The organism is Microcoleus sp. Pol11C3, assembly GCF_036701485.1.
Classification (GTDB): Bacteria; Cyanobacteriota; Cyanobacteriia; order Cyanobacteriales; family Microcoleaceae; genus Microcoleus.
Map to the genome: position 1 here is coordinate 1 of NZ_JAUBQW010000215.1, position 6496 is coordinate 6496.

Consider the following 6496-nt stretch of genomic DNA (forward strand, 5'->3'; position numbering starts at 1 on the left):
ACTTTTTTTGGCATGGCTATTTTTGCTCGATTTTTTCAGCAATTATAACAGACCTATGACAACCGGATTCCGTATCAATTCCCCATAAAACTTACGGACGGGTAGTCAGAAACCGGGTTTTTTACGAAAATTATTCGTTGTCACCCAGAAACTAGGTAAAAAACCCGGTTTCTTTGGTCTTAATACGTAAGTTCTGCCCAATATTCATTTTCCCTGCACAGGATGTTGTCCGTAATAAGGCAAAGCATCAGACCAATCAGGGCGAATTCCTTGTTTCCACTCCAAATAAGCCAATTCCAACACACTAAAAACCGACGAACCCAACTCGCTGCCCACTTCAATTAACTGATAGGAATTTCCCCAACTTGCCAACTTTTCCTGCCAAGATTCAGGAGTCATCACCGTATCAGGAAACAACTCCGTTAAACCAGAATTACTGTTAACTGAATAAACCGCCCCAAACAATTGCCCGCGTTGTGCAGGCATTTGCAGCGCCATATCCTGAGTTGACATAGATTTTTTACTGCTATTGTAAGCCACAGCCGCCAAAGTTGAAACCGCAAAAACAGGAATATCCAACTGTTGAGCCAAAGTCCGCGCCGTCACCATACCCATCCGAGTCCCCGTGAAACCTCCGGGCCCCTTCGCCACAGCAATAAAAGCCAAATCCGCCCAAGTTTGCGGCTGAATAAACTCGACTAAATATTGATGCAAATGAGTTGCTAAATCGCGATCCAAATTCCAAGTTTGGCAGCGAGAATCCCCGGCAAAATTGCTGATGGCTAAACCGAGTTCGCGACTAGCTGTGTGCAGGGCTAAGCCGTATTTTTTAACTAATGTTCCGTTTTGGGGATTGCTATTCACGATTACTGATAATTTTCCTTAACAAAAAACAGCGGCAAAGCCACAACTAAGCAACCCAAAAGAATACCAAATATTCCCGTATTTAAAATCCTGGAATTCCCCATGCCCCCAGTCATCAAAAACAGCACTACTAAACTTGCAAATAAATTTTTATTGGCAAATTCTTTGTGTTGAGAAACTTGATGCTTCACCGTCATAAAACCCGACGTAACTATTAGCGCAAACCACGAATTAAAAATGACTATTTGAGAGCCAAAAATAAACCAAACTAAGGCAAACATTAGCGCATCTATCCAAAAATCCTGAGTTTTTAACTTCGGTCGCCAAAATTCTTGGGTAGTAACAGAGGCGATTTTCTTGAGTAATTGATTGTGTTGCAGCCGCACAAGTTTGTTTCTCAATTTAATCTTGGGATCGATTTGCAATATTTGCTTCCACTCCGGGCGGCGAGAATTGTTTAGTCTTCCCAACAGCTTCACGGCTGCAACTTTATTTAACTCCAAATCGGTGAGTCTGGTGGCAATTATTTGAGATAAGTGCGGATAGTAAACGGGGTTATCTTCGGTTCTGTTGATGACGATATTGAGCTGTTGCTTGGCTTGACTGACTTGGATTGTAACATTGTACGGGGCGAGATCCTCTTGTAAAGCTTGCTGAATTTCGGCTTGCTGTTGGCGAGTGAAAAGCGACACACCGGGCGCAGGTGTAACCACCCGTTCTGCGGGCGTTTCCGGCGCGTCTAGCACAGGCTGTGCATCTAAATACACCGGTTTGGGGTTCAAGTGCCGAATGACTGCTGATGCTGAACTGTAGCGCCGATTGGTAGCACTTTGAAGCATGGTGTCGAGGATGCGGCCGAAATCATCGCTAACAGCAGTCTTCAAATAATTTCGCCAAGCCCAAGAATCCTCTGTACTGTCGAACAAATCGAAGGGAGGAATTTCTGTCAGCAAGTGAATGCAAGTAACGCCCAAACTGTAGATATCGCTGGCAAAAACTGCTTTTCCCATCAATTGTTCTGGGGCTGTATAAGCAGCACTGCCGATAATTGTACCTGTTTGTGGCAGTCCGGTTGCTGTTACTTTCTTAGCTGCACCAAAGTCTACTAAAACAATATCTTTTTGGAAAGGAGAGGGTTGATAGGAATTTTCTAAGGCGGGTAAAGGAGTTGGAGATAGCCGGCGGCGAATGATATTTTCTGGTTTGATATCGCGGTGAATGACTTTGGATTTGTGGACGAAGTGGAGCACTGGCAATAAATCGTTGAGGATTTGCCGAATTTGAGTTTCGGTGAATGCTCCTTTTTGTTCTAATTCTCGGGCTAGGTTTTTGCCGTCTATAAATTCTTGTACTAAATACTGTCTCCCGTCTTGTTCAAAATGCGCGATTAATTCGGGAATCTGGGGATGTTTGCCCAAGATTTGTAGCTGGGCTGCTTCTTGGTGAAATAGTTGAGCGGCTTTTTCGGCTGCGGTGTTTTGCTGCAAAAATTGCTTGATTACGCACTGCGAAAAAATCAGGGGTTTGGTTTCATCAACTGCTAGAAATGTTCGGCCAAAGCCTCCTTGCCCGATCGGCTTTAGGGTTCGGTAGCGAGATGCTGATGGGGTTTCTGCGTTAAGAGTTAACAACAATTTTGATCCGCAACTTTCGCACAATTCTGCATCACCTGGGTTTTGCGGATTGTGACAAGTTGGGTTTAAGCAATAGCTCATTTGATTTTAGATTTTAGATTTTAGATTTTAGATTTGTAATTGGGAATGGGGAATAAAAACAGTTGACTGTTGACTGTTGACTGTTGACTGCCAACTGCCAACTGCCAACTGCCAAATAACTAATGATTTAAGTCGGGACGAGTTCGCCTGGCCGCAATGAGGCCCATTTGCCGGTCTCTTGCTTGAAACTCTGACACCCAACTACATCCCATTCCATTTCAATTTCGTCTTGGCGGGGACGGATGTTGACGTTGATGGTGGGTTCTACGGGGTCAAAATCGGGTGTTTCGGTGAGGTGAATCTGTTCGTGCTGTTCTTCTACGGCGTGGTAGGTGAAGCAGCGGTCTACATAGTGGCAGTTAATACAAATACACATTCTTGATATCCTCTGTGCATTTCAAAAAGATTGGGGAAATTTGAGCTTTCTGTTAATCTAGCGTAGCAAGAGTTTAATTGTTTGTAAGGAAAGTAGATTTTTGTTGCGATGCCGATTAATTTGCCCTCTTCATTATCTCCTGATACTTGGCCGTTTGATTTGAAACTGCTGACACCGCCTGCTTATTTGGTGGGCGGTGCGGTGCGGGATGCGCTGCTGGGGCGCCGATCGCACTATTTTGATTTGGATTTCGTTATGCTAACACGGGCCGTGGAGACTGCTCGAAACATAGCCGATCGCACGAAAGGTGGATTTGTCTTGTTGGATGCGGAACGCCAAATTGCGCGGGTGGTGTTTGCGGGCGGTACGGTGGATTTGGCGCAAGCGGAAGGGGGGAGTCTGGAGGGGGATTTGCTGCGCCGGGATTTTCGCATAAATGCGATCGCCTACAATCCTTTTACAGGAGAAATCATCGATCCTTTAGACGGTCAAACTGATTTGCGGTTGGGTGTGCTGCGGATGATTTCGCGATCGAATTTGGAAGACGATCCGCTGAGGTTATTAAGAGCTTACCGCCAAGCGGCGCAGTTGGGTTTTGCGATCGAACCTGAAACTCAATCTGCGATTCGGGAATTAGCGCCGCTGTTGAGTCGGGTAGCGGTGGAACGGGTGCGGACGGAATTGGGTTATTTGTTGAGCAATCCTAACGGTGTTTCTTGGATTTGTCGCGGTTGCGAAGATGGTTTGTTTTCGATTTGGTTTGAAAGTGCGATCGACCGTTTTAATATTTTGACAAAAATTGACGCATCTGCTGACAAATTAGCAGAAATTTACTCGGCATTAGGGAAAGAATTCGGGCGTCAGATTCGAGATACAATTAAAACGCCTTTGTTGGCTGTCGCGAAGCTGGCTATTTTGGCCGATTCCGACCCAACAATTGCTGAAACGCAGTTGCTGCGCTTGAAGTACAGCAATGCGGAGATTAAAAGTGCGATCGGGCTTTTGAAATACTTGCCCCAATTACAAGCAAAACCTATCGCGGAAATGTCTTTGCGAGAACAGTATTTTTTGTTTCGGGATGTGGGAATAGTATTTCCAGTTTTAGCGGTTTTGGCCGTGGCGGCGGGAGTTGCGGTTGAGGATATTTCACTGTTAATTAATCGCTATCTTGATGCTGATGATATTATTGCTCATGCCACACAATTAGTTAGTGGGAACGATTTAATGGAATATTTGAATTTGCCCCGAAGTCCGCGCATCGGTCAATTTTTAATGGAGATTCAATTAGCGCGGGTGGAGGGGAGAATTGCGACTCGCGAAGATGCGCTGAAATTGGCGGCAGAGTTAGTTAATCAGTAAGTTGAAATTGAGATATTGCAGAAATTAGAACGGGCAAGATGCCCGTTCCACAAAATTTAACTTTCCCGTGGGGAGTAGGGGTTGGGCTTCTAGCCAGCCCTAAAAAGTTTGTTGACAATCCTCCCAAATCAGAATCTTAAACAACATCCCTTAATTCTTCCGGTAATTCAAACTTGCCATCGGCACCCGCTTCAAACTCAACAACTTTCAACACAGCATCAACATTTAGCGGCCCGTAAATGTGCGGGTAATTTTCACCCGCTGCCAATTCATACTTAAGTTCAGATTCTACTTTCTCCGAGTCAATCGAAAGCAACAGCAATCCTGTTTGTCCCACAAAAAATTTATTAGCAGATTTAAGAACTTGCGGCAGAGTCGAACAGTGGATAAATCCTTCTGTATCTAGCGTATCTCCGCGATAGAATTGAACTTTTTTTGCTTGTTCCCACTGTTGACTGCGGGTGATGTGAAAGATAACGCTCATAAATTATTTTACCTGGAAAAAAGAAGCTAGGCAGAGCATCTAGATATATGTTCCAAGGCTCTACCTAGGAACGAGATTAAGGCAATCAAATCCTTACTACAAAACTAGCACGATACGAGTACATCCGATCGCCTGAGAACTCTCATATCTTCCTCATCGAGTTCGACTGGTGTGCCGCTGCGAATTAGTTCTACAAAATCCTCATTCGGCACCATGATGCACAAAGTGTACAAACGTTCACTGCCCGTATTCTCAATTACGTGAGTGCCCATTGGAGGCACTAACAAACTATCTCCCGGTTGAATACTAACTGTTTTGCCATCGCAGGTTGCTTGCCCTGTTCCTTTGAGTACAAAAAACATTTCTACTGCCAATTGATGGCGGTTGGGAGGAGTTTTGCCGCCCACATCGAAAATCTCCACGCAAACTGTTAATGAAACATTAGCTATTACCGGATCGAAAACGATAGCTAATCTATTAGTATCGCCCGGACTGATGCGAAATGCTTGGTAGTCTTTGGGAGACTTTATAATAGGAATCATGCACTGGTTTGTCATTTTTTTATTATTAGTTGTCAGTGGTTATGTTTCTGCTGTCATTAGTGGTAAATCCAGAGTCCTTAGTCCGCCGCTCAACCTCCAAAGTTTATTGATTTCACAGGAGAGTTCGCTGTCCGAGCAGGAAGCGAGATATATAGGCAAAGCTTGGCGTGACTCTCGCACTCCTAAAAAACGATTTTTACACTCCAGAGGGATGCTCCCCTAATAACTACTATTTAATTGCTTCTAACATAGCCTGAGAATCAGACAAAAAGCCAAAACATTGTTTAACGTTATACAGAGTAGCTTGCCAGCAATAATCTGGCGATGTCGTAGCTGTACAATCTTTGACCAAAATACAGTCGTAACCGAGGAAATTAGCATCTTGCAGTGTAGCCATGACGCACTGATCGGCGTTTACTCCTCCAAAGAAAAGTGTAGTTCTGCCGAGGTTCCGCAAGATACTATCTAAAGGAGTATCCCAAAAGCCGCTCATCCGATATTTATCAACGCAAATATCCTCCGGTTTGGGTGCCAATTCATCGACAACTGCGGCCGCCCAACTCCCTGCCATCAGTACAGGTGCGTTGTTTTTTGGCAGCGGATCTCCCAAACCTACGCCGGATCCTGTGGGATTGTAAACGTGACGGGAAGCTGCACTAATATTGAGCAAATCGGGGCGGTTTCCCCAGTTAATCCAAATAATTGGTACTGCGTGCGCTCGCAATTTTGGCAGCAAATTTTTTAAAGGATTAATTGGAGTTCGGGCGGGCGTTACATCTACGCCAATATGTGCTAGCCAACCGTCGGGATGACAGAAATCATTTTGCATATCTATCACCAACATTGCTGCTTTTGATAAGTCCAAACGCAGGGTTTTAGTTTCTGTTTCCAGGGTAACAGGTTGAGGCGCGATCGGCGATCGGGTGATATCGGCAATTTTGGCATCAACTTTCCAAGCATTCGGTGGTACGCCCAAGGTACGGAGAGAATCAGGATTCATATGATTGTGACTCAAAAACACTTTCAATCTTATAACTATTTGTTTGTTACTAACTTGTCCGATCTTAAATCTTTACTATAATAGACCTCTTGCGAAAGTGCGATCGCTTTGGTAAAATAAAATAAAAAATTAGCTTAATAATATGAATTACGAACA

7 protein-coding genes are annotated in these 6496 nt (G+C 44.4%); 1 reads left to right on the top strand and 6 read right to left on the bottom strand.

Annotated elements, in window-relative coordinates; genetic code table 11:
- Window positions 1-204: 204 nt before the first annotated feature.
- The 3 genes from tsaB to QUA40_RS27065 all read right to left on the bottom strand — a co-directional run bounded on the left by tsaB (window position 205) and on the right by QUA40_RS27065 (window position 2955).
- A complete protein-coding gene (tsaB, locus tag QUA40_RS27055; RefSeq protein WP_333131599.1) occupies window positions 205-864 on the bottom strand; it encodes a tRNA (adenosine(37)-N6)-threonylcarbamoyltransferase complex dimerization subunit type 1 TsaB in 660 nt (219 codons plus the stop codon).
- Window positions 865-866: 2 nt separating this feature from the next.
- The gene (locus tag QUA40_RS27060) at window positions 867-2579 is read right to left on the bottom strand and encodes a serine/threonine-protein kinase (protein WP_333131601.1); all 1713 of its coding nucleotides are present in this window, start codon (window positions 2577-2579) and stop codon (window positions 867-869) included.
- Between the two features lie 127 nt (window positions 2580-2706).
- On the bottom strand, window positions 2707-2955 hold the full coding sequence (locus QUA40_RS27065; protein ID WP_332955532.1) for a Ycf34 family protein: 249 nt from the start codon (window positions 2953-2955) through the stop codon (window positions 2707-2709).
- 108 nt (window positions 2956-3063) lie between these two features.
- On the opposite strand from QUA40_RS27065, the gene QUA40_RS27070 reads away from it, so the two are divergent.
- Window positions 3064-4314, top strand: a complete 1251-nt coding sequence (locus QUA40_RS27070) for a CCA tRNA nucleotidyltransferase (protein ID WP_333131603.1) — start codon at window positions 3064-3066, stop codon at window positions 4312-4314.
- Between the two features lie 136 nt (window positions 4315-4450).
- Here the strand turns inward: QUA40_RS27070 and QUA40_RS27075 are convergent, their stop codons facing one another.
- The 3 genes from QUA40_RS27075 to QUA40_RS27085 all read right to left on the bottom strand — a co-directional run bounded on the left by QUA40_RS27075 (window position 4451) and on the right by QUA40_RS27085 (window position 6340).
- Window positions 4451-4798, bottom strand: coding sequence for a DUF952 domain-containing protein (locus QUA40_RS27075; RefSeq protein WP_333131605.1), 348 nt, complete (start codon window positions 4796-4798; stop codon window positions 4451-4453).
- A 104-nt stretch (window positions 4799-4902) separates the two neighbouring features.
- The gene (locus tag QUA40_RS27080; RefSeq protein ID WP_445301204.1) at window positions 4903-5340 is read right to left on the bottom strand and encodes a cupin domain-containing protein; all 438 of its coding nucleotides are present in this window, start codon (window positions 5338-5340) and stop codon (window positions 4903-4905) included.
- A gap of 229 nt (window positions 5341-5569) precedes the next feature.
- Entirely contained in the window at window positions 5570-6340 is a 771-nt protein-coding gene (locus tag QUA40_RS27085) for a cysteine hydrolase family protein (RefSeq protein ID WP_333131609.1), read from the bottom strand.
- Window positions 6341-6496 lie beyond the last annotated feature (156 nt).